A 19,011-nucleotide genomic window follows, 5' to 3' on the forward strand; every position below is an offset into this window, starting at 1 on the left:
ACCCGTCTACTTTCCGAGTGCGGACAGTGCCCGCGAATTGATCTCCTCGACCTCACCGATCGCGTCGACCGTGATGATCGAGTCGGCGTAGTAGTCGAGCAGCGGGGCCGTCTCCTCACGGTAGACCCGGAGACGGTTGCGGATCACGTCTTCGGTGTCGTCGGCGCGACCGCGGGCGAGCATGCGCTCGACCACGACGTCCTCGTCGATGACGAAGGAGAGCACGCCGTCGAGCTCGACGCCGAGATCCTTCAGGATGTTCTCGAGTTCCTTGGCCTGCTCCACGCTGCGTGGGAAGCCGTCGAGGAGGAAGCCGTTGGCGGCGTCGGGCTCGGCCAGACGCTCACGCACCATGTTGTTGGTGATCTCGGCGGGAACGAGCTCCCCCGCGTCGATGTACTTCTTGGCCTCGACTCCGAGCGGGGTGCCCTGCCCGATGTTCGCGCGGAAAAGATCGCCCGTCGAGATGGCGGGGACGCCGAGCTTCTCGGACAGAATCGCGGCCTGTGTGCCCTTGCCGGCACCGGGAGGACCGAGCAGTACAAGTCTCACTTGAGGAACCCTTCGTAGTTGCGCTGCATCAGTTGACTTTCGATCTGCTTGACAGTGTCCAGCGCGACACTGACGAGAATGAGAACCGCGGCGCCACCGAAGATGCTCGAGGCCGTCTGGCTGCCGGACAGGAAGAAGTTCGGCAGCGTCGCGATGAGACCGAGGTAGATCGAGCCCGGAACCGTGATGCGGTTGAGCACGAAACTGAGATATTCGGCGGTCGGGCGACCGGGGCGGATGCCCGGGATGAAGCCGCCGTACTTCTTCATCTCGTCGGCCCGCTCCTCCGGATTGAAGGTGATGGCGACGTAGAAGAAGACGAAGAACACGATCAGCGCGAAGTAGATCGCGATGTAGACCGGGTTGTTCGGATTGACCAGGTACTCGTTGATGATCCGCTGCCACCAACTCGGATCCGGGTTCGTCGTGGCACCGGTGAGCTGCGCAACGAGGTTGGGCAGGTACAGCAGCGACGACGCGAAGATGACAGGGATGATGCCCGCCTGGTTGACCTTCAGCGGCAGGTAGGTCGACGACCCGCCGTACATACGACGGCCGACCATGCGCTTGGCGTACTGGACCGGGATGCGGCGCTGACCCTGCTCGATGAACACGACGCCGGTGATGAGGGCCAGGGCCACGACGCAGACGATCGCGAAGACGAGACCGCCGCGGGATTCGAGGATCATGCGACCCTCGCTCGGCAGCGCGGCCGCGATACCGGAGAAGATCAACAGCGACATGCCGTTGCCGACACCGCGTTCGGTGATGAGCTCACCGAACCACATGACGACGGCGGCACCGGCGGTCATCACCAGCACGATGACGACCATCCCGAAGATGCTGTCGTCGGCGAGGATCGGCTCCGAACAGCCCTGCAGCAGCTGCCCTCGGGCGGCGAGGGCGACGATGCCGGTGGCCTGCAGGACGGCGAGCGCGACGGCGAGATAACGCGTGTACTGCGTCATCTTGGCCTGGCCGGACTGGCCCTCCTTGCGCAGTTCCTCGAAGCGTGGAATGACCACGGTGAGCAGCTGGACGATGATGCTCGCGGTGATGAACGGCATGATGCCGATCGCGAAGACCGACAGCTGCAACAGTGCGCCGCCGGAGAACAGATTGATCAGCGAGTAGATGCCGGCCTGCTCACTGCCGGCGAGCTGATCGACACAGGCCTGGACGTTGCCGTAGTCGACGCCCGGGGACGGCACGGTAGCACCGAGGCGGTACAGCGCCACGAGCCCGAGGGCGATGAGAATCTTCCGCCTCAGGTCCGGTGTCCTGAGGGCCGAGACGAAGGCGGAAAGCAAAGATCCTCCTGGCGGGCCGATCGGGGACGACGGATCGAGAAGGATCCGTCGGACGGTGGACAACTCTGAAACTCTAACAGTGGGCCCCGATGAGAGGGGTAGCCCGGTAGCCTATGTCACCGCTGCGAACGCAGCCTGTGACACCGCTGTGAACGCGCGAACGGCCGCGGTGCAGATATCTGCACCGCGGCCGTTCGACAGCCGTGACTCACACGCGAAAGTACAGGTCAGGCCTGGACGGTCGCGCTGCCACCGGCTGCAGCGATCTTCTCCTGAGCGGAGGCCGAGAACTTGTCGGCGGTGACCTGCACGGCCACCGTCAGCTCGCCCTCGCCGAGGACCTTGACGAGCTGGTTCTTGCGAACCAGACCCTTCGCCACGAGGTCCGCGACACCGATCTGTCCACCCTCGGGGAACACGCGAGCGATGTCCCCGACGTTGACGATCTGGTACTCGGTACGGAATGCGTTCTTGAAGCCCTTGAGCTTCGGCAGACGCATGTGGATGGGCATCTGGCCACCCTCGAAGGCCGGCGACACGTTCTTGCGTGCCTTCGTGCCCTTCGTACCGCGGCCGGCGGTCTTGCCCTTCGAACCCTCACCGCGTCCGACGCGGGTCTTGTCCGTCTTCGCACCCGGAGCCGGGCGCAGGTGATGCAGCTTGATGGTCATTCTCAGACCTCCTCAACAGTGACGAGGTGACGCACCACGTTGATGAGGCCGCGGTTCTGCGCGTTGTCCTCGCGGACGACGGACTGGCGGATCTTCCGCAGACCGAGGGTCCGGAGGCTGTCGCGCTGATTCGACTTGGCCCCGATGGTGCTCTTGATCTGGGTGATCTTCAGCTCTGCCATTACTTCACGCTCCCAGCAGCCTGTGCACGTGCGCGCAGCATGCCGGCGGGAGCAACTTCCTCGAGGGTGAGGCCACGGCGAGCCGCGACTTCCTCGGGACGCTGCAGACCCTTGAGGGCCGCAACCGTCGCGTGCACCACATTGATGGCGTTGTCGGAGCCGAGCGACTTCGACAGGATGTCGTGGACACCCGCGCACTCCAGCACCGCGCGCACAGCGCCACCGGCGATGACACCGGTACCGGGGGAAGCCGGACGCAGCAGGACGACACCGGCTGCAGCCTCTCCCTGGACGGGGTGGGTGATGGTTCCGCCGATGAGCGGGACGCGGAAGAAGTTCTTGCGAGCTTCCTCGACACCCTTCTGGATGGCCGCGGGAACTTCCTTGGCCTTGCCGTAGCCGACGCCGACCAGGCCGTTGCCGTCGCCCACGATCACCAGAGCGGTGAAGCTGAAGCGACGACCGCCCTTGACGACCTTCGACACACGGTTGATCGAGACGACACGCTCGATGTAGTTCGACTTCTCGGCAGCGTTGCCGCCGCGCGAGTCGCGGTCGCGGCGGTCGCGACCGCCACGGTTGTCACCGCTGTTGGGGTTCTGTCCGGCGGGGCCGTTGCCGCCGTCACGCCGCTGACGTCCCGGCATCAGGCGTTCCTTCCGTTCGAGAAAATGGTCATCAGAACTTCAACCCGCTTTCGCGAGCCGCGTCCGCGAGGGCCGCGATGCGTCCGCTGTAGGTGTGGCCACCGCGGTCGAAGACCACGGCTTCCACGCCGGCAGCCTTCGCGCGCTCGGCGATCAGCTGACCGACCTTCGCGCCGCGAGCCTTCTTGTCGCCCTCGAGAGCGCGCACATCGGGTTCGATGGACGACGCTGCGGCGAGGGTGGTGCCCGTCAGATCGTCGACCAGCTGCACGTGCAGGTGGCGCGACGACCGGTTGACGACGAGGCGGGGACGCTCGGCGGTGCCGGAGAGCTTCTTGCGGAGGCGGAAGTGACGACGCGTCTTCGAAAGGCGACGCGTGGTGGAGGCGTCCTTGCCGCGCGGGATGCGCTTGGCCTTCTGGTTCTCGGTCTGGCTCATGATCACTTACCCGTCTTTCCGACCTTGCGACGGACCTGTTCACCCTCGTAGCGGATGCCCTTGCCCTTGTACGGGTCGGACTTGCGCAGCCGGCGGATGTTGGCCGCGATCTGGCCGACCTTCTGCTTGTCGATGCCCGAGATCGAGAAGCGCGTGGGGTTCTCGACGGCGAACGTGATGCCCTCGGGAGCCTCGATCAGCACGGGGTGGCTGTAGCCGAGCGAGAACTCGAGGTCCTTGCCCTTGAGAGCCACGCGGTAGCCGACGCCGTGGATCTCCATCTTCGTGGTGTAACCCTCGGTCACGCCGACGATGAGGTTCTGCACGAGCGTCCGCGACAGGCCGTGCAGCGCGCGGCTGCGACGCTCGTCGTTCGGGCGCGTGACGTTGATTGCCCCGTCCTCGCCCTTGGCGACGGCGATCGGCTCGGCGATCGTCAGGGACAGGTTGCCCTTGGGACCCTTGACTGCAACATCCTGGCCGTCGATGGTGACCTCGACGCCCGAAGGAACTGCAACGGGGAGTTTTCCGATTCGCGACATTGTGGTGGCCTCCCTTTACCAGACGTAGGCGAGGACTTCCCCGCCCACTCCCTGCTTGGCCGCCTGGCGATCGGTGAGCAGACCGGAGGACGTGGAGATGATCGCCACGCCGAGGCCGCCCAGGACCTTGGGCAGGTTGGTGGATTTCGCGTACACGCGCAGGCCGGGCTTCGACACGCGACGCACGCCGGCAAGGCTGCGCTCACGGGAAGGTCCGTACTTGAGGTCGACGATGAGGGTCTTGCCCACCTCGGCGTCCTCGGTGCGGTAGTCGGAGATGTAGCCCTCGCGCTTGAGGATCTCGGCGATGTTCACCTTGATCTTCGAGGACGGGAGCTTGACCTCGTCGTGGTACGCCGTGTTGGCGTTACGCAGACGCGTCAAGAAGTCTGCGATGGGGTCGGTCATGGTCATGGCTGACCTGTTCACCTTTCTCGATGCGGTTCCCATGCAACGCCGGAACGTGCCGGCCGTGGGCCTACATCGAAACTCGGTTCGATAGCGGGTTCGTCGGCCGGATCGGCGACGAACCCATGACAGCGTGACAGTGGGCGGAGAACATCTCGTCCTCCGCCCACCGCTCACGTCACCAGGAGCTCTTGTGAACTCCCGGAAGTTCTCCGCGGTGTGCCATCTCGCGAAGGCAGATGCGGCAGAGTCCGAACTTGCGGAAGACCGAGTGCGGGCGCCCGCAGCGCTGGCAGCGGGTGTAGGCGCGCACCGCGAACTTCGGCTTCTTGTTGGCCTTGTTGACCAGTGCCTTCTTAGCCATGGGCTCAGTTCTCCTTGAACGGGAAGCCGAGGTGCTTGAGCAGGGCACGGCCTTCTTCGTTGTTGGTAGCGGTGGTCACGACAGTGATGTCCATGCCGCGCGGGCGATCGATCTTGTCCACGTCGATCTCGTGGAACATCGACTGCTCGTTCAGGCCGAACGTGTAGTTGCCGTTGCCGTCGAACTGGTTGCCGTTGAGGCCGCGGAAGTCCCGGATACGGGGAAGCGCGATGGACACGAGACGGTCCAGGAACTCCCACATGCGGTCGCCGCGCAGCGTGACGCGCGCACCGATCGGCATGCCCTCGCGCAGCTTGAACTGTGCGATGGACTTGCGGGCCTTGCGGATCTCCGGCTTCTGACCGGTGATGAGCGCGAGGTCGTTGACGGCTCCGTTGATGAGCTTCGCGTCGCGGGCGGCGTCGCCGACACCCATGTTGACGACGACCTTCACGACGCCGGGGATCTGCATGACGTTCGCGTAGTCGAACTCCGCGTTCAGCGCGTCCTTGATCTCGGCGCGGTAGCGGGCCTTCAGGCGCGGCTGGGTCTTGTTCTCGGTGGAAGTCATGTCAGAGGTCCTTCCCGTTCTTCCGGGAAATCCGAACGCGCTTGCCGGTTTCCTCATCGGTGCGGTAGCCCACGCGGGTGGGGTTTCCGTCCGAGTCGACGACCGCAACGTTGGAAACGTGGATCGGGGCCTCCTGCGCCACGATGCCGCCGGAGGAGGCGCCACGCTCGTTCGCAGAGACGGCGGTGTGCTTCTTGATACGGTTCACGCCCTCGACGAGGACCTTGCCGGTCGCCGGGTAGGCCGCGATGACCTTGCCCTTGGCGCCCTTGTCCTTGCCCGAGATGACGAGCACGGTGTCACCCTTGTGCACCTTCATCACAGCACCTCCGGAGCGAGCGAGACGATCTTCATGAACCGCTTGTCGCGGAGCTCGCGACCGACGGGTCCGAAGATGCGGGTGCCGCGAGGATCGTTGTCGCCCTTGATGATGACGGCAGCGTTCTCGTCGAACTTGATGTAGGAACCGTCCGGACGGCGGCGCTCCTTGGCGGTGCGCACGATCACGGCCTTGACGACATCGCCACGCTTGACGTTGCCGCCGGGGATCGCGTCCTTGACGGTGGCGACGATGACGTCACCGATTCCGGCGTAGCGACGGGACGAGCCACCGAGAACGCGGATGCAGAGGATCTCCTTGGCACCCGTGTTGTCGGCGACGCGCAGTCGCGACTCCTGCTGGATCACTTACTTCTCCTTGACCTGGATTGGTGTGTACGTCAGATTTCCGACCTGGACGTACGCGGTCGTCGGCTGCCTGCAGCGCACGTGCGAATCACACACGGGTCCTGTAAGCAACCCGTCCAGAGTAGGCCATATACCGTACGCAGGGCAAATTCGCGAATTGTGATGTCACTCCCCACCCCGGCACCGGGCGTGTCGCAGCGACGTCCACCGTCCCCCACGCGAGGGCTGCACCTACTACCGGACGCACAGCACCCCACCACCCGCGGTGCGGGTGGTGGGGTGCTGCATGTTCTCGGTCCTCTCGAGGACGAGGAGGCCTTACTTGGCCTTCTCGAGCACCTCGACCAGACGCCAGCGCTTCGACGCGGACAGCGGACGGGTCTCCATCAGCTGCACGCGGTCGCCGATGCCGGCCAGACCGTTCTCGTCGTGCGCCTTCACCTTGGTCGTACGGCGGATGATCTTGCCGTACAGCGGGTGCTTCACACGGTCCTCGAGCTCGACGACGATGGTCTTCTCCATCTTGTCCGAGACGACGTAACCGATGCGGACCTTGCGGCTCGCGCGCTGTTCCTGGTTGCTCACTGCCTTTTCCTCACTCATGCCACGTCACCCGCATTCGGGCCGGTGGCCAGTCCGAGCTCGCGCTCGCGCAGCACCGTGTAGATACGGGCGATCTCGTTGCGCACGACGCGGAGCCGACGGTTGTTGTCCAGCTGACCGGTGGCCATCTGGAAGCGGAGGTTGAACAGCTCTTCCTTGGCTTCGCGGAGCTTGTCGGTCAGCTCTTCGTCGCTCAGCTCGCGGAGTTCCGCGGCGGGGGTACCGGTAGCCATCAGAACTGCTCCTCCCTCGTCACGATGCGGCACTTGCAGGGGAGCTTGTGCATCGCGCGACGCAGGGCCTCGCGCGCAATCTCCTCGTTGGGGTAGCTCATCTCGAACAGCACGCGACCGGGCTTGACGTTCGCGACCCACCACTCCGGCGAACCCTTACCGGAACCCATGCGGGTCTCGGCAGGCTTCTTGGTGAGGGGGCGATCCGGGAAGATGTTGATCCAGATCTTGCCGCCACGCTTGATGTGCCGGGTCATGGCGATACGAGCGGACTCGATCTGCCGGTTGGTGATGTAGGCCGGCTCGAGAGCCTGGATGCCGTAGTCACCGAAGGCCACCTGGGTTCCGCCCTTGGCGGCACCCGTACGGCTCGGATGGTGCTGCTTGCGGTGTTTGACCCGCCGGGGGATCAACATTGCGTCAGCCCTCCTTGTTCTCGGTCGAGGCAGGGGCGTCGCTCGATGCGGCGCGGCCGGCCTCGGTGCTCGTCGCGGTGGTGCCCGACGCGCCGGAACGACGCGGGCGGCTCGGACGCTCACGACGCGGCCGGTCGGCGGGAGCAGCTGCAGCAGCAGCAAGCTCACGACGGCCACCGACGATGTCGCCCTTGTAGATCCAGACCTTCACGCCGATACGGCCGAAGGTGGTCCGTGCCTCGTAGAGGCCGTAGTCGATGTCCGCGCGCAGCGTGTGCAGCGGGACGCGACCTTCGCGGTAGAACTCCGAACGCGACATCTCGGCGCCACCGAGGCGGCCCGAGCACTGCACGCGGATGCCCTTGACGTTCGGCTGACGCATGGCCGACTGGATGGCCTTGCGCATCGCACGACGGAAGGCGACACGGTTCGAGAGCTGCTCGGCGACGCCCTGCGCCACGAGCTGAGCCTCGGACTCGGAGTTCTTGACCTCGAGGATGTTCAGCTGGACCTGCTTACCGGTCAGCTTCTCGAGCTCGGCGCGGATGCGATCGGCCTCGGCGCCGCGGCGTCCGATGACGATGCCCGGACGAGCGGTGTGGATGTCCACACGCACACGGTCGCGGGTGCGCTCGATCTCGACCTTCGCGATGCCGGCGCGCTCGAGGCCGGAGGCCAGGAACTTGCGGATCGCGACATCTTCCTTGACGTAGTCCGCGTACTGCTTGTCCGCGTACCAACGAGACTTCCAGTCGGTGGTGACGCCCAGACGGAAGCCGTGCGGGTTGATCTTCTGGCCCACTACTGAGCTCCCTTCCGGCGGTTACGAGTCGAGGCCGACCCGACGCTTTCCACGATCACGGTGATGTGGCTCGACCGCTTGCGGATGCGGAACGCACGGCCCTGGGCACGCGGCTGGAACCGCTTCAGGGTCGCGCCCTCGTCCACGTACGCAGTCGCGACGACGAGCGTGCTGGGGTCGAGGTTGTAGTTGTTCTGCGCGTTCGCAGCGGCCGACGCGATCACCTTGGCGACCGGCTCGGCCGCGGCCTGCGGCGCGAACTTGAGGATGGCCAGGGCCTCCTCGACGGACTTACCGCGAACGATGTCGACGACGCGGCGCGCCTTCATCGGGGTCACACGCACGTGGCGCGCAACAGCCCGAGCGCTGTTGGTGGTGGTTTCAGTGCTCATCGACGCTTGCTCTTCCGGTCGTCCTTGATGTGGCCCTTGAACGTACGGGTCGGCGCGAACTCACCGAGCTTGTGACCGACCATGGACTCCGAGACGAACACCGGCACGTGCTTGCGTCCATCGTGGACAGCGAACGTATGACCGATGAAGTCGGGCAGAATCGTGGAACGGCGCGACCAGGTCTTGATGACCTGCTTGGTGCCCTTCTCGTTCTGCGTGTCCACCTTCGCCAGGAGGTGGTCGTCGACGAACGGGCCCTTCTTGAGGCTGCGTGGCATTCTCTAACTCCCTCCTTGACTAGCGCTTCTTGCCGGTACGGCGACGACGGACGATGAGCTTGTCGGACGCCTTGTTCTTGCGGGTGCGGCCCTCGGGCTTGCCCCACGGGCTGACCGGGTGGCGACCACCCGAGGTCTTGCCCTCGCCACCACCGTGCGGGTGGTCGACCGGGTTCATCACGACACCACGGACGGTCGGGCGCTTGCCCTTCCAGCGCATACGGCCGGCCTTGCCCCAGTTGATGTTCGACTGCTCGGCGTTGCCGACCTCGCCGACGGTGGCGCGGCAGCGCACGTCGACGCGACGGATCTCGCCGGAGGGCATACGCAGCGTGGCGTAGGTGCCTTCCTTACCGAGGAGCTGGATGCTCGCACCGGCGGAGCGGGCCATCTTGGCGCCGCCACCCGGACGCAGCTCGACCGCGTGGATGGTCGTACCCGTCGGGATGTTGCGCAGCGGCAGGTTGTTGCCGGGCTTGATGTCGGCGTTGGGGCCCGACTCGACCGGGGCACCCTGCACGAGGCCCTTGGGGGCGATGATGTAGCGCTTCTCGCCGTCCACGTAGTGGAGCAGCGCGATGCGCGCGGTGCGGTTGGGGTCGTACTCGATGTGAGCGACCTTGGCCGGCACGCCGTCCTTGTCGTTGCGACGGAAATCGATCAGGCGGTAGGCGCGCTTGTGTCCGCCACCCTTGTGACGGGTGGTGATGCGGCCGTGCGCGTTACGTCCACCGCGACCGTGCAGCGGGCGCACCAGCGACTTCTCGGGCGTCGACCGAGTGATCTCGGCGAAGTCCGCCACGCTGGCGCCACGACGGCCCGGCGTAGTCGGCTTGTACTTACGGATTGCCATGAGTCTTCTCGTCCTCTATCTCTCGAGAGTTCCGATCGCTAGGCGACCGGGCCTCCGAAGATCTCGATGGGCTTGCTGTCGGCCGTGAGGGTCACGAGCGCGCGCTTGGTGTTCTTGCGCTTGCCGTAACCGAACCGGGTCCGCTTGCGCTTGCCCTGACGGTTGGCGGTGTTGACGCTGCTCACCTTGACGCCGAAGACCTTCTCGACGGCAATCTTGATCTGCGTCTTGTTCGAGTCCGGGTGGACCAGGAAGGTGTAGGTGCCCTCTTCCATCAGCCCGTAGGACTTCTCGGAGACGACGGGAGCCAGCAGGATGTCGCGAGGATCGGCGATCGTGCTCACTTGCTCTCCTCCTTCACTTCCTGGCCGGACTCGGCCGGCCCGTGGATGAACGTGTTGAGCGCCTCGACGCTGAACACGACGTCATCGCTGTAGAGCACGTCGTAGGTGTTCAGCTGATCCGGCGCGAGCGCGTGGACGTTGGGAAGGTTCTGAACCGACTTCCACGCCGCCACGTCTTCACGGCCGACGACGAGCAGGACCTTCTTGCGGTCGCTGATCTCGCCCAGGAACGTGCGAGCACTCTTCGTCGACGGGGTCTGACCGGGGACGAGTTCGGTGATCACGTGGATGCGCTCGTTGCGCGCCCGGTCGGAGAGGGCTCCGCGCAGGGCGGCGGCCTTCATCTTCTTGGGGGTGCGCTGGCTGTAGTCGCGCGGCTGCGGGCCGTGGACGGTGCCACCGCCGGCGAACTGCGGCGCACGGGTCGAGCCCTGACGTGCGCGGCCGGTGCCCTTCTGGCGGTACGGCTTCTTGCCACCGCCGCGAACCTCGCCGCGGGTCTTGGTGGCGTGCGTTCCCTGGCGGGCCGCGGCGAGCTGCGCGGTGACGACCTGGTGCAGCAGCGCGATGTTCGCGGGAGCGTCGAAGATCTCGGCGGGGAGATCGACGGAGCCGGAGGTCTGGCCACCGGGGGCCTTGACGTCCAGGGTCAGCTTGGTTGCGGTCTCGGTGCTGGTCATGCCCGTGCACCACCCTTCACTGCGGTCTTGACGATCACGAGGCCGCCCTTGCGACCCGGGATCGCGCCCTTGATCAGCAGCAGACCGTTCTCGGCGTCCACCTTGTGGACCGAGAGGTTCTGCGTCGTGATGCGGTCGGAGCCCATACGGCCGGACATGCGCGTGCCCTTGAACACGCGGCCCGGGGTGGCGCAACCACCGATGGAGCCCGGACGACGGTGCACGGCCTGCGTACCGTGCGACGCACCCTGGCCGGCGAAGCCGTGACGCTTCATCGTGCCGGCGAAGCCCTTGCCCTTCGAGGTGCCGGTGACGTCGACGTAGGCGCCGTCCTCGAACACCTCTGCGGTGAGTTCCTGGCCGACCTCGTACTCGGAGGCGTCCTCGATCCGGAGCTCGACCAGGTGACGGCGCGGCGTGACGCCGGCCTTCTCGAACTGGCCGCGAACCGGCTTGTTGACCTTGCGCGGCGCGATGGCACCGTAGGCGAGCTGCACGGCGTTGTAGCCGTCGCGCTCCTCGGTGCGGATCTGCGTGACCACGTTCGGTCCGGCCTTGACGACGGTGACCGGAACGACCCGGTTGTTCTCGTCGAAGACCTGGGTCATGCCGAGCTTGGTGCCCAGGATTCCCTTGATCTGGTTAGTCATGTGTTGTCTCCGCTGCGTCTTTCACAAGCTCGCTGTAATCGAATGTCACTGAATGTTGACGTCGACACTCGCCGGGAGATCGATGCGCATGAGCGCGTCGACGGTCTTCGGCGTCGGGTCGAGAATGTCGATGAGCCGCTTGTGCGTCCGCATCTCGAAGTGCTCGCGCGAGTCCTTGTACTTGTGCGGCGAGCGGATGACGCAGTACACGTTCTTTTCAGTGGGCAACGGCACCGGGCCGACCACGCGGGCACCCGTACGGGTCACCGTCTCGACGATCTTGCGCGCAGATGCGTCGATCGCCTCGTGGTCATAGGCCTTGAGCCTGATGCGGATCTTCTGTCCCGCCACGCTTAGTGTCCTTTTCTTGCCGCGTTTCGTGATCCCCGGCGGAGCCGGAAACCACCTCGTCTGCACAGTTCCCCAGGGAACGGCGACCGAGAACAGCACTCGAAACACAGTGCGAGCCGGACGTATCCGATCCGCTTGCCGCTGTTCATCTGTCATTGTTCTCCGGTCCACGCGGTCGGGCGTGTCGGCCCGCCGCTCATTCCCCGGCGTCGATGCTCGAAGGCTTCGACACCGCAAGGAACGGAACCGGCTGCGCTCCGCAGGAGCGCACAGGGGTACTGCTTCCGTCTTGCATGTGGCCGCGACCAGGCCGTGAGGCTCGATCCGCGACTGTCACGTCTTTCCCGTTCCGAGCCGCGAAACATCCATGGCCCGGTCAAGGCAACCCGACCAGTATGCAGGAGCACGGCCGAGAGTTCAACTCACGACGGTGCGTGATGTGCACCTCGGCGATACGCCGCGCGGTCGGGTCCGCGTGGTCGAGCCTAGCCGATGGGGTTCATCGGCAGGGTCCGAACCGGAGCGGCCGCCCCGATCGTATTCGTCGGGTCGGGACCGGGGCCCGGCGGCACCAGCGCGACCTCGGGGACCCGTGCGCCGGCGGCGACGAGCTGCGGCTCGTCGCGCCAGATCGGCAGGGCCTCCTGCAGTTCGAGCCCGATGCCGATGAGACGTTCGTCCTGCCACGGCCGCGCACCGAGCTGCACACCGACCGGCATCCCCGTCGCGGCGGAGTACCCGGCAGGCAGGGTCACCACGGGGGCACCGGAGTAGTTCGCCCAGCGCACGGGGCCCGTCACTCCGGCCGTGACACTGATGCCGAGGAACTCCTGGCGTCGTGCGCCGTCGACGGAGGCGCCGGGCAGCATGATCGCGTCGAGATCCTGGTCGACGAACATCCGGTTGTAGTCGCTCTGGTAGCGCAGGCGGTCGCGTTCGAAGGTGAGGTAGTCGCCCACCGGCACGGCCAGCGAGGCCACCGCCGTGCCTGCGGCCACCGCGTTCTCGGGGCGGTACAGGCCGAGCCGGTCGGTGAACTGCTGGTGGTAGGCGCCCATCTCGACCTGATCGCCGGTCGCGAGAGATTCGGGCAGCGGCGGCATCGTCACCGGGACGGTGACCGCGCCGAGCGACTCCGCCACCCGCGCCGCGTCGTCGACGACGCGCTGCACGGCCTCGGGAGGTGCGGGATTCGTGTTCACGGGCAGCCCGATGCGCACGCCGGCGAGGGGACTCGCTCCCCCGGCCGCCGTCACCGGGTAACCGCCCTCGGGAACGTCGGGGCCGAGTGCCGTGATCGGGTCGGCCGGGTCCGCGCCCGCGAGCACGGTCATCATCAGGGACGCGTCCGCGACGCTGCGGCCCATCGGACCCACGTGGTCGCGGGTCCAGGTCAGCGGGATCATGCCGTGCGAGGTGATGCGCCCGTAGGTCGGCTTGATCGAGGAGACACCACAGGCGCTCGCCGGGAACCGGACCGAACCGCCGGTGTCGCTGCCGAGCGCGAGGGGCGCGAACCGCGCGGCGAGCACGGCCGCGCTGCCGCCGGACGATCCGCCGGGCGACATCTCGGTGTTCCACGGGTTGCCCACCTGCGGGGTGGCGACACCGATCGCGAATTCGTCGGTGTGCGCGTGCCCCATGAGCACCGCGCCGGCGTCCTCGAGTCGGCGCCACACACCCGAGTGCCCGGCCGCGATGTTGCCCTCGAGGACGCGACTCGACGCGGTGAGCGGAAGTCCGGAGACCGCGAAGATGTCCTTGAGAGCGATCGGAAGCCCGCACACGAGCGGTGCCGGGGCCTGGTCGCGGCGCGCGCGGGCGAGCCGCTCCCCCGCCGCGTCGGCCGCCGCGTAGGCGATCTCGGGGTAGAGCCGGATCCACGCACCGATCGCTCCGTCGTACGAGCGGGTGCGGTCCAGACAGGCGTCGAGCAGTTCCCGGGGGTGCAGTTCGCCGGCGTGCAGCAGCGCCGCCGCCTCGACCGCACTCATCCTCGCGGGATCGGTGACGGTGACGGTGTCGGGTGGAGGGAGCCTGCGTGGCGGAGCCGCACGACCGCTCCCCGCGGTCGCACCCCACGCGAACAATCCGCCGGCGGCCCCTCCCAGTAACCGTCGGCGTGATACTCCGGTGCTCACCCCGCCAACCAAACCACGAACTGCGTCACGATCCGGGCGAGGCGGGGAATGTGTGCCACATGTCACCCCCGGCCGTGATGCCGCCGAGACCGTGCGGTGATAATGCGAGCCGTCCACCAGAGGAAGGCGCATGCCATGAACTCGTCCGCTTCGTCCGGATCATCACGGTCTCCGAAGATTCGTCGGCGACCGCAGCTCTCGGACGACGTGGCGGCGCACGTGAGAAACCTCATCATGTCCGGCGGTGTGCGACCCGGCGATTTCGTCCGTCTGGACGAGACCGCGGCCGAACTCGGGGTGAGCGTGACCCCGGTGCGCGAGGCTCTGCTCACCCTCCGTGGTGAGGGGCTCGTCGAACTCGTCCCCCATCGCGGGTACGTGGTGTCCCCGCTCGACAGATCGGACATCGACGACATCTTCTGGCTCCAGGGCAGACTCGCCGAGCGGCTCGTGGAGCGCGCCGCGACCCTGATGACGGCCGAGACCCTCGCGGAGCTCGACGAGCTGGCCGCGCGTTTCGCCGAGGCCGTGCGGGCCGGTGACGGCGCGCGCATCGAGGACCTCGAATTCGAGTTCCACCGGACGTTGAACCGGGTGGCGCGTTCGCGCAAGCTCGCGTGGTTCCTCCACAACGCGACCCGGTACACCCCCGTGCACTTCTACTCCGACGATCGCAACTGGGGGACGGCGGCGATCGCCTCGCACGAGCGGTTGCTGCAGGCGCTGCGCACCGGTGACGTCGAGGCCGCCGGACGCGAGACGCGCGAACACTTCACCGACGGAGCCCACCGACTCGTCGAACACCTCGAAGATCTCGGCGTCTGGTCCTGACCGACCGGCGTGAACACCCCGAGGGGAACGGACGTCGGCGCCGACGCGCATGTCCGTCCACCCCTCCCGGGATCGTGCGCACCGGTACGATTCCGACGGTGACGGACCGACCCGTCCCCGACGGGGACCGAGATCTACGGCGGGGTGTGATGTGAGCGATCACGACCAGGCAGTTCTCGTGGAGGACGTCCACAAGTCGTTCGGCGACGTCCACGCACTCGACGGGATCAGCTTCTCTGCACCGCCGGGCCGTGTCCTCGGCATCCTCGGCCCCAACGGCGCCGGCAAGACCACGATGGTCAAGGTGCTGTCGACACTGTTGCGTCCCACCTCGGGTCGCGCCGTGGTCGCCGGGCACGATGTGGTCGCCGACGCCGCAGCGGTCCGGCGGTCGATCATGATGACCGGCCAGTTCGCCGCGCTCGACGACACCCTCACCGGCCGGGAGAACCTGATCCTGTTCGGCCGCCTGATGGGTCTGGACAAGAAGTCGGCCACCCGGCGCGCCGACGATCTGCTCCGGGAGTTCGATCTCGTCGACGCCGGTCGTCGCCCCGTGAAGGGTTATTCCGGCGGTATGCGCCGCCGGGTCGACATCGCGTGCGGCCTCGTGGTCCGTCCCAAGGTGGTCTTCCTCGACGAGCCGACCACCGGTCTCGACCCGCGCAGCCGGCAGGGCGTGTGGTCGCTGGTGGCGGCGCTCAAGGACCAGGGCATCACGGTGCTCCTGACGACGCAGTACCTCGAAGAGGCCGACGTGCTGAGCGACAACATCATCGTCATCGACAAGGGCACCGTGATCGCGGAGGGCACCGCGAACCAGCTGAAGTCCTCCGCGGGTGGCACCCACTGCGAGATCGTTCCGGCCGACCCGCGGGCGATACCCGAGATCCTGCACGCCCTGGACGGTCTGCTCCCCCAGGACGTCCTGGTGGGTACGGTCCCCGACACGGATCGGGTGTCCGTCCCGGCACCGGACGGCGCCGCGACCCTCACCGAGGTGCTGCGGCGCATCGAACCCCTGGGCATCGAACTCGCCGACATCGGTCTGCGACGTCCCTCGCTCGACGACGTCTTCCTCCGCCTCACCGGGCACTCTGCTTCCGACGGCGGCGGTCCGACGGACGGTGGCCCCACGAACGGCGGCCCGACAGCGCCGCCCGAGGCGGAACGAGCGGTGCCTGCGCCGGCAGGTGAGCGGCCGTGACGGCCCGCACCGACGAGACGGTCCGCGGGACGGAAGCCTCCACGGTCTCGTTCACCGACTCCTCGTCCACCCTTCCCGCACGTCGGGGAGGTGTCCACCGCCGGATCACGCCGTCGGGCGTCGAGCAGTGGTGGGTGCTGACGCTCCGGTCGTTGCGCACGATGGCGCGGTACGGCGAGTTGGTCCTCGCGGTCCTGGCACCGTTCGTCTTCGGTCTCGGCTTCTATCTGCCGCTCAAGTTCGTGATGCAGTTGCAGGGCATCGACTACGCGCAGTTCCTGATGCCCATCATCGTGTTGCAGTCGATGGCGTTCACCGCCATCTCCGCGGCGCAGCTGGCAGCGCAGGAGGGCACGACCGGTGTGACCTCGCGTCTGCAGACGATGCCCGTCGCCCCGGCGGCGCCCCTGGCGTCACGGATGACGGCGAGCATGGTGCGGTCGGTCATCTCCTTGGCCGCGGCGATCGGATTCGGTTATCTCATCGGTTTCCGTTTCTCCGCCGGGCCCGGGCAGGCAGCGTTGTTCTGCGCGACCGCACTGATCATCAGCCTGTTGTTGTGCCTGGGCGCCGACGCGATCGGATGTCTGTCCCGGAGCCCCGAGGCCACAGCGCAGGCGCTGACCCTGCCACAGCTGATCCTCGGGATGCTCTCGTGCGGTTTCGTGCCCGAGGAGGGATTCCCCGAGTGGATCAGACCGTTCGTCCGCAACCAGCCGATCTCACAGTTCTCCTTCGCGATGCGCGACATGGCCCAGGACGGCGTGACCTGGGAGGTCTTCCGGCCGAGCCTGTTCTGGATGATCGGGCTGGCCGTGATCTGCATCCCGGGCGCCGTGTGGGCCGCGACGAGGCGGGAGTGAGTCGATGAGCAAGACCGTCGAGACACAGCGGGCACGGGCCCGATCGCGAGAGCGGGCAGGGACTCCGGGTCGCGCCTTCGCCTATCCCGAACCGGATCGCGTCCGCAGCGAGAGTTCCCTCGGCGCACTGTGGGAGCACAGCCGCCTGCAGTGCGGTCGCCTGCTGCTCCGGTGGGCCCGCGATCCGGCCACGATGATCCAGGCGCTCATCTATCCGGCGCTCACCCTGGTGATGTTCCGCATCGTGCTCGGCGACAGCATCACCGCCGCGACCGGCTATTCGTCGATCTTCGGCACCGTGCCCATGATCGTGCTCGTCGGCGCGATGTTCGGCTCGGTCGTCAGCGCGGTGGGGCTGCGCACCGAACGCGATTCCGGCCTGCTGAGCCGGTTCCACACGCTGCCCGTCCACCGCTCGTCCGGTCTGGTGGGACGATTGATGGCGGAGATGGTGCGTGTGTTCGTCACCTCTCTCGTGATCTTCGCCGCCGGCATGGCGTTGGGTTTCCGGTTCACGCAGGGCATCGGCCCCACCCTGCTCAGCCTTGTGGTCCCGCTGATCTTCGGTCTGGGATTCGCGATGATGGTGACGGCTCTGGCGACCCTGCCGGGACGCACACCCCTCGTCGAGACCGTCTCGATCCTGTGCACCCTGCTCATGTTCTTCAACTCGGGGTTCGTGCCGGTCATGGCATATCCGAGCTGGCTGCAACCCGTGGTGGCGAACCAGCCGATGTCCTGCGCAATCGACACCATGCGCTCGCTCGCGATGGGTGGTCCGATCGCGGAACCGTTCCTGAAGACCGTCCTGTGGTCGGCCGGGATGGTGGCGGTCTTCGTGGTCCCCGCCGTCGTCGGATATCGGCGCTCGGCCGAACAGAATTGATCTTCCACACTCCGGTGCCGACTACAATCGAGAACCCCCACTGCTCGGCAAGGGACGGGGCATTCGCATCGCCCACAAACAATCCGACTGCGCCATTCTGACGAACGACTCAATCCGATCCATAGGACACCTTCAGCAATCCCTCGCCACTGCCAACGCGACGTCGGTCGAAGTAGCAACCCTTGCAGACCTCGCATCCGGAGCACGAACGGGGTGAATTCAAGGGCCGGCTATCTCTTCGATCGACGTAACAAGTCGTCCACATCGGGCCTGTGTTGTGGCAGGAAGTGGCAGGCTTTGACCCGCGATGGCTGGATGCTGCACACCTGAGAATGCTCCTTTGGTGAGCCACCCGTAGATACGCTCCGATGGCGGTCAGAGGGGCCAGGTAGGCGCGCTCGCTCCCAAATAGGGCCGGGGCGGTGCGGCAGGCGTTCGAACAGCATCGACACCAGTCCGACAGCGAACTGGTGCGGTTCCTGGGTATCCACCATGCTGCCGGGAAGAAGGAATCCGCCAAGGCGCATCCGCTCGTTGGTGGGGAACTGCATCTCGGGGCGGTAGCAGCGACGGAACCGGGTCCGGAGAAAGATGGATACGACGGTGGTGTCGTGGATGCCGCGGCCTACTGGCGCGACAGGTCGAAGCACCCATTCGAGCGCGAGCGGCCGCAGATCATCCCTCTCCTTGCCAACGCGGTCACGGCGACGGCGAACAAGCCCAAGCCCAGAATCCTCAGGTGGCGGCTGGATTCGAAGATCCCAGTCGATGCCGCGGTGATCCACGTGCGGCTGATAGAACCGGTTGTTCAGCGAGCGGCACTCCACGACGAGGAGGTGCGAGTCGACCTGCTCCGGTAGACGGTGCAACTGCACGGGTGGCGGCTCGCCCGATTCTGCCAATCGACGTCCAGTGGAGCATCGATCTGTAGTTCTCAGCCGAGAAGAACACCCCCACTTCGAAGCGCCGATCGGCGCTGTTGGGATCGGGGGCGTAGAGGTAGAGCGGACTGAGGCCCACCGGTGGCGTGGACCAAATCATACGAACAGCCTTGAGGGGCGGCAATGCTGTACTGAAGATATGGAACCGCCCCATGCGGTTTTCCCTG

29 protein-coding genes are annotated in these 19,011 nt (G+C 66.5%); 5 read left to right on the top strand and 24 right to left on the bottom strand.

The genetic code is table 11. The annotated features are described in order from the left end of the window. Positions 1-6: 6 nt before the first annotated feature. From LPH33_RS17660 to LPH33_RS17775, 24 genes are all read right to left on the bottom strand, one after another. The gene (locus LPH33_RS17660; protein WP_006554590.1) at positions 7-552 is read right to left on the bottom strand and encodes an adenylate kinase; all 546 of its coding nucleotides are present in this window, start codon (positions 550-552) and stop codon (positions 7-9) included. After that, on the bottom strand, positions 549-1,862 hold the full coding sequence (gene secY, locus LPH33_RS17665; RefSeq protein ID WP_059382411.1) for a preprotein translocase subunit SecY: 1,314 nt from the start codon (positions 1,860-1,862) through the stop codon (positions 549-551). Before secY ends, LPH33_RS17660 begins: the two co-directional genes overlap by 4 nt. Before the next feature lie 227 nt (positions 1,863-2,089). Next, on the bottom strand, positions 2,090-2,533 hold the full coding sequence (rplO, locus tag LPH33_RS17670) for a 50S ribosomal protein L15 (RefSeq protein WP_006554592.1): 444 nt from the start codon (positions 2,531-2,533) through the stop codon (positions 2,090-2,092). Positions 2,534-2,535: 2 nt separating this feature from the next. Continuing rightward, on the bottom strand, positions 2,536-2,715 hold the full coding sequence (rpmD, locus tag LPH33_RS17675; RefSeq protein ID WP_006554593.1) for a 50S ribosomal protein L30: 180 nt from the start codon (positions 2,713-2,715) through the stop codon (positions 2,536-2,538). Continuing rightward, the gene (rpsE, locus tag LPH33_RS17680; RefSeq protein WP_006554594.1) at positions 2,715-3,362 is read right to left on the bottom strand and encodes a 30S ribosomal protein S5; all 648 of its coding nucleotides are present in this window, start codon (positions 3,360-3,362) and stop codon (positions 2,715-2,717) included. Before rpsE ends, rpmD begins: the two co-directional genes overlap by 1 nt. Before the next feature lie 31 nt (positions 3,363-3,393). Next, a complete protein-coding gene (gene rplR / locus LPH33_RS17685; RefSeq protein WP_229565289.1) occupies positions 3,394-3,801 on the bottom strand; it encodes a 50S ribosomal protein L18 in 408 nt (135 codons plus the stop codon). A gap of 2 nt (positions 3,802-3,803) precedes the next feature. Continuing rightward, positions 3,804-4,343 carry a 50S ribosomal protein L6 gene (gene rplF, locus LPH33_RS17690; RefSeq protein WP_016694616.1) on the bottom strand — a complete coding sequence of 180 codons (540 nt, stop codon included), beginning with the start codon at positions 4,341-4,343 and terminating at the stop codon, positions 3,804-3,806. 15 nt (positions 4,344-4,358) lie between these two features. Beyond that, on the bottom strand, positions 4,359-4,757 hold the full coding sequence (gene rpsH / locus LPH33_RS17695; RefSeq protein ID WP_006554597.1) for a 30S ribosomal protein S8: 399 nt from the start codon (positions 4,755-4,757) through the stop codon (positions 4,359-4,361). A gap of 172 nt (positions 4,758-4,929) precedes the next feature. Then, on the bottom strand, positions 4,930-5,115 hold the full coding sequence (locus tag LPH33_RS17700; protein ID WP_006554598.1) for a type Z 30S ribosomal protein S14: 186 nt from the start codon (positions 5,113-5,115) through the stop codon (positions 4,930-4,932). A 4-nt stretch (positions 5,116-5,119) separates the two neighbouring features. Then, positions 5,120-5,686 (bottom strand): 50S ribosomal protein L5, encoded by a 567-nt coding sequence (gene rplE / locus LPH33_RS17705; RefSeq protein WP_006554599.1) that lies wholly within the window; start codon positions 5,684-5,686, stop codon positions 5,120-5,122. A 1-nt stretch (position 5,687) separates the two neighbouring features. Further along, positions 5,688-6,005, bottom strand: a complete 318-nt coding sequence (gene rplX / locus LPH33_RS17710) for a 50S ribosomal protein L24 (RefSeq protein WP_229565290.1) — start codon at positions 6,003-6,005, stop codon at positions 5,688-5,690. Next, the gene (gene rplN, locus LPH33_RS17715; protein ID WP_006554601.1) at positions 6,005-6,373 is read right to left on the bottom strand and encodes a 50S ribosomal protein L14; all 369 of its coding nucleotides are present in this window, start codon (positions 6,371-6,373) and stop codon (positions 6,005-6,007) included. Before rplN ends, rplX begins: the two co-directional genes overlap by 1 nt. Positions 6,374-6,691: 318 nt before the next feature. Beyond that, a complete protein-coding gene (gene rpsQ / locus LPH33_RS17720) occupies positions 6,692-6,976 on the bottom strand; it encodes a 30S ribosomal protein S17 (RefSeq protein ID WP_024101619.1) in 285 nt (94 codons plus the stop codon). Further along, positions 6,973-7,209 (bottom strand): 50S ribosomal protein L29, encoded by a 237-nt coding sequence (gene rpmC / locus LPH33_RS17725; RefSeq protein ID WP_006554603.1) that lies wholly within the window; start codon positions 7,207-7,209, stop codon positions 6,973-6,975. The genes rpsQ and rpmC overlap by 4 nt, the downstream gene beginning before the upstream one ends. Further along, the gene (gene rplP, locus LPH33_RS17730) at positions 7,209-7,625 is read right to left on the bottom strand and encodes a 50S ribosomal protein L16 (protein ID WP_006554604.1); all 417 of its coding nucleotides are present in this window, start codon (positions 7,623-7,625) and stop codon (positions 7,209-7,211) included. Before rplP ends, rpmC begins: the two co-directional genes overlap by 1 nt. 4 nt (positions 7,626-7,629) lie before the next feature. Further along, complete coding sequence (gene rpsC / locus LPH33_RS17735; protein WP_006554605.1) at positions 7,630-8,427, bottom strand: 30S ribosomal protein S3; 798 nt, start codon at positions 8,425-8,427, stop codon at positions 7,630-7,632. Continuing rightward, entirely contained in the window at positions 8,427-8,819 is a 393-nt protein-coding gene (rplV, locus tag LPH33_RS17740; protein WP_006554606.1) for a 50S ribosomal protein L22, read from the bottom strand. Before rplV ends, rpsC begins: the two co-directional genes overlap by 1 nt. Continuing rightward, the gene (gene rpsS / locus LPH33_RS17745; protein WP_003938088.1) at positions 8,816-9,097 is read right to left on the bottom strand and encodes a 30S ribosomal protein S19; all 282 of its coding nucleotides are present in this window, start codon (positions 9,095-9,097) and stop codon (positions 8,816-8,818) included. Before rpsS ends, rplV begins: the two co-directional genes overlap by 4 nt. 19 nt (positions 9,098-9,116) lie before the next feature. Then, positions 9,117-9,950, bottom strand: coding sequence for a 50S ribosomal protein L2 (gene rplB / locus LPH33_RS17750; RefSeq protein ID WP_024101620.1), 834 nt, complete (start codon positions 9,948-9,950; stop codon positions 9,117-9,119). Between the two features lie 38 nt (positions 9,951-9,988). Next, positions 9,989-10,294, bottom strand: coding sequence for a 50S ribosomal protein L23 (gene rplW / locus LPH33_RS17755; RefSeq protein ID WP_006554608.1), 306 nt, complete (start codon positions 10,292-10,294; stop codon positions 9,989-9,991). Further along, positions 10,291-10,974, bottom strand: coding sequence for a 50S ribosomal protein L4 (gene rplD, locus LPH33_RS17760; protein ID WP_159417811.1), 684 nt, complete (start codon positions 10,972-10,974; stop codon positions 10,291-10,293). The genes rplW and rplD overlap by 4 nt, the downstream gene beginning before the upstream one ends. After that, positions 10,971-11,624: a 50S ribosomal protein L3 gene (gene rplC / locus LPH33_RS17765; protein ID WP_006554610.1), complete on the bottom strand. Its 654-nt coding sequence runs from the start codon at positions 11,622-11,624 to the stop codon at positions 10,971-10,973. Before rplC ends, rplD begins: the two co-directional genes overlap by 4 nt. A gap of 45 nt (positions 11,625-11,669) precedes the next feature. Continuing rightward, positions 11,670-11,975: a 30S ribosomal protein S10 gene (rpsJ, locus tag LPH33_RS17770; RefSeq protein WP_003938093.1), complete on the bottom strand. Its 306-nt coding sequence runs from the start codon at positions 11,973-11,975 to the stop codon at positions 11,670-11,672. A gap of 485 nt (positions 11,976-12,460) precedes the next feature. Continuing rightward, complete coding sequence (locus LPH33_RS17775) at positions 12,461-13,969, bottom strand: amidase (protein ID WP_041803423.1); 1,509 nt, start codon at positions 13,967-13,969, stop codon at positions 12,461-12,463. A 282-nt stretch (positions 13,970-14,251) separates the two neighbouring features. On the opposite strand from LPH33_RS17775, the gene LPH33_RS17780 reads away from it, so the two are divergent. The 5 genes from LPH33_RS17780 to LPH33_RS17800 all read left to right on the top strand — a co-directional run bounded on the left by LPH33_RS17780 (position 14,252) and on the right by LPH33_RS17800 (position 18,763). Next, positions 14,252-14,947, top strand: a complete 696-nt coding sequence (locus LPH33_RS17780) for a GntR family transcriptional regulator (protein ID WP_088897613.1) — start codon at positions 14,252-14,254, stop codon at positions 14,945-14,947. Between the two features lie 151 nt (positions 14,948-15,098). Continuing rightward, the gene (locus LPH33_RS17785) at positions 15,099-16,154 is read left to right on the top strand and encodes an ATP-binding cassette domain-containing protein (protein WP_088897612.1); all 1,056 of its coding nucleotides are present in this window, start codon (positions 15,099-15,101) and stop codon (positions 16,152-16,154) included. Beyond that, entirely contained in the window at positions 16,151-17,017 is an 867-nt protein-coding gene (locus tag LPH33_RS17790) for an ABC transporter permease (protein ID WP_033096988.1), read from the top strand. The genes LPH33_RS17785 and LPH33_RS17790 overlap by 4 nt, the downstream gene beginning before the upstream one ends. 4 nt (positions 17,018-17,021) lie before the next feature. Then, a complete protein-coding gene (locus tag LPH33_RS17795; RefSeq protein WP_229565291.1) occupies positions 17,022-17,903 on the top strand; it encodes an ABC transporter permease in 882 nt (293 codons plus the stop codon). Positions 17,904-18,325: 422 nt separating this feature from the next. Next, the gene (locus tag LPH33_RS17800) at positions 18,326-18,763 is read left to right on the top strand and encodes a hypothetical protein (protein ID WP_229565292.1); all 438 of its coding nucleotides are present in this window, start codon (positions 18,326-18,328) and stop codon (positions 18,761-18,763) included. Positions 18,764-19,011: the final 248 nt, after the last annotated feature.

The sequence above is a fragment of the Rhodococcus sp. RDE2 genome, assembly GCF_020885655.1.
In the GTDB taxonomy this organism is placed as follows: domain Bacteria; phylum Actinomycetota; class Actinomycetes; order Mycobacteriales; family Mycobacteriaceae; genus Rhodococcus; species Rhodococcus pyridinivorans.

Bases quoted from the DNA above. Each gene is read 5' to 3' on its own strand.
- rplO (WP_006554592.1), bottom strand. From the start codon at position 2,533: ATGACCATCAAGCTGCATCACCTGCGCCCGGCTCCGGGTGCGAAGACG.
- rpmD (WP_006554593.1), bottom strand. From the start codon at position 2,715: ATGGCAGAGCTGAAGATCACCCAGATCAAGAGCACCATCGGGGCCAAG.
- rpsE (WP_006554594.1), bottom strand. From the start codon at position 3,362: ATGCCGGGACGTCAGCGGCGTGACGGCGGCAACGGCCCCGCCGGACAG.
- rplR (WP_229565289.1), bottom strand. From the start codon at position 3,801: ATGAGCCAGACCGAGAACCAGAAGGCCAAGCGCATCCCGCGCGGCAAG.
- rplF (WP_016694616.1), bottom strand. From the start codon at position 4,343: ATGTCGCGAATCGGAAAACTCCCCGTTGCAGTTCCTTCGGGCGTCGAG.
- rpsH (WP_006554597.1), bottom strand. From the start codon at position 4,757: ATGACCATGACCGACCCCATCGCAGACTTCTTGACGCGTCTGCGTAAC.
- LPH33_RS17700 (WP_006554598.1), bottom strand. From the start codon at position 5,115: ATGGCTAAGAAGGCACTGGTCAACAAGGCCAACAAGAAGCCGAAGTTC.
- rplE (WP_006554599.1), bottom strand. From the start codon at position 5,686: ATGACTTCCACCGAGAACAAGACCCAGCCGCGCCTGAAGGCCCGCTAC.
- rplX (WP_229565290.1), bottom strand. From the start codon at position 6,005: ATGAAGGTGCACAAGGGTGACACCGTGCTCGTCATCTCGGGCAAGGAC.
- rpsQ (WP_024101619.1), bottom strand. From the start codon at position 6,976: ATGAGTGAGGAAAAGGCAGTGAGCAACCAGGAACAGCGCGCGAGCCGC.
- rpmC (WP_006554603.1), bottom strand. From the start codon at position 7,209: ATGGCTACCGGTACCCCCGCCGCGGAACTCCGCGAGCTGAGCGACGAA.
- rplP (WP_006554604.1), bottom strand. From the start codon at position 7,625: ATGTTGATCCCCCGGCGGGTCAAACACCGCAAGCAGCACCATCCGAGC.
- rplV (WP_006554606.1), bottom strand. From the start codon at position 8,819: ATGAGCACTGAAACCACCACCAACAGCGCTCGGGCTGTTGCGCGCCAC.
- rpsS (WP_003938088.1), bottom strand. From the start codon at position 9,097: ATGCCACGCAGCCTCAAGAAGGGCCCGTTCGTCGACGACCACCTCCTG.
- rplB (WP_024101620.1), bottom strand. From the start codon at position 9,950: ATGGCAATCCGTAAGTACAAGCCGACTACGCCGGGCCGTCGTGGCGCC.
- rplD (WP_159417811.1), bottom strand. From the start codon at position 10,974: ATGACCAGCACCGAGACCGCAACCAAGCTGACCCTGGACGTCAAGGCC.
- rplC (WP_006554610.1), bottom strand. From the start codon at position 11,624: ATGACTAACCAGATCAAGGGAATCCTGGGCACCAAGCTCGGCATGACC.
- LPH33_RS17775 (WP_041803423.1), bottom strand. From the start codon at position 13,969: ATGAGTGCGGTCGAGGCGGCGGCGCTGCTGCACGCCGGCGAACTGCAC.
- LPH33_RS17780 (WP_088897613.1), top strand. From the start codon at position 14,252: ATGAACTCGTCCGCTTCGTCCGGATCATCACGGTCTCCGAAGATTCGT.
- LPH33_RS17795 (WP_229565291.1), top strand. From the start codon at position 17,022: ATGAGCAAGACCGTCGAGACACAGCGGGCACGGGCCCGATCGCGAGAG.